Origin of the sequence: Tersicoccus solisilvae (assembly GCF_014643255.1) — a bacterium.
GTDB lineage: Bacteria > Actinomycetota > Actinomycetes > Actinomycetales > Micrococcaceae > Tersicoccus > Tersicoccus solisilvae.
Genome location: NZ_BMJI01000045.1, coordinates 1 through 1,070 on the forward strand (window position 1 = coordinate 1; position 1,070 = coordinate 1,070).

The 1,070-nt window shown below is 51.5% G+C and carries 1 protein-coding gene; it reads left to right on the forward strand.

Annotated features, from left to right (window positions below; translation table 11 throughout):
- Positions 1-152 precede the first annotated feature (152 nt).
- Positions 153-1,070 (forward strand): AMP-binding protein (locus IEX22_RS16135; RefSeq protein WP_188669257.1); only part of this gene is annotated, 918 nt, incomplete at its 3' end.

Below are 1,070 nucleotides of genomic sequence, written 5' to 3' on the forward strand. Positions count from 1 at the left end.
ATCGGCTACGACGAAGCCGCTATCCAAGAGCTAGTGAATAAAGGGCTGGCCAAAATCAAAGGAGACAAATAACTCCTGAAGTCGCGCGAAGGCTTGTGTTCAAGCCTTCGCAGTATACCCCGCTGAAAACGTTTTATTGAGCAAGGTGTCAAATGGATATAATAGCTGGACAAGATTTACGTCAGACTTGGGATGATCTGGCCCTCAACTATGGAGAGAAAACGGCGCTTATCGTCGAAAACCTTCAAGGGCTAGCCCAGGAATACAGTTATGCCGGGCTCAATAAAGAGATCAACCGCACCGCTAACCTGTTTCATTCGCTGGGCGTCACCAAGGGCGACAAGGTGGCACTGCATATCAACAACTGTGCCGAGTTCATCTTCTGTTGGTTCGGTCTGGCCAAGATAGGCGCCATCATGGTGCCAATAAATACTCATCTGCTGCAGGAAGAAACCGCCTACATTCTGGACAAGTGTGGTATCTCGCTGGTGGTTACCAGCAGCGATTTTCAATCACTCTATAGCTGTTTGCAGCAAGATCCCGGCTCTCCACTACAGCAGATACTGCTGATTGCCGATGAATCTGCCACCGCGCCGGCCAATATTCTCAATTTTCATCGCCTAAGGCTGGCACAACCCGACGAGCTGCAACACAGAGTGCCATTGAGCAGCAGCGATGTTGCCGAAATCCTATTTACCTCGGGCACGACTTCCCGTCCCAAGGGCGTGGTAATTACCCACTACAATCTCAGATTCGCCGGTTACTATACCGCCTGGCAATGTGCCCTTAGGGACGATGATATCTACCTGACCCCCATGCCCGCCTATCATATTGACTGCCAGTGCACCGCAGCCATGGCGGCCTTTTCGGCGGGAGCCACCTTTGTGATGCTGGAAAAATTCAGCGCCCGCGCCTTCTGGGGGCAAATCTGTAAGTATCGTGCCACAGTCACAGAATGTATCCCGCTGATGATCCGCACCCTGATGATGCAGCCGCAAATGCCCTGGGAGAAACAGCATTGCCTGCGTGAAGTATTGTTCTACCTCAACCTGTCGGATCAAGAAAAAGAC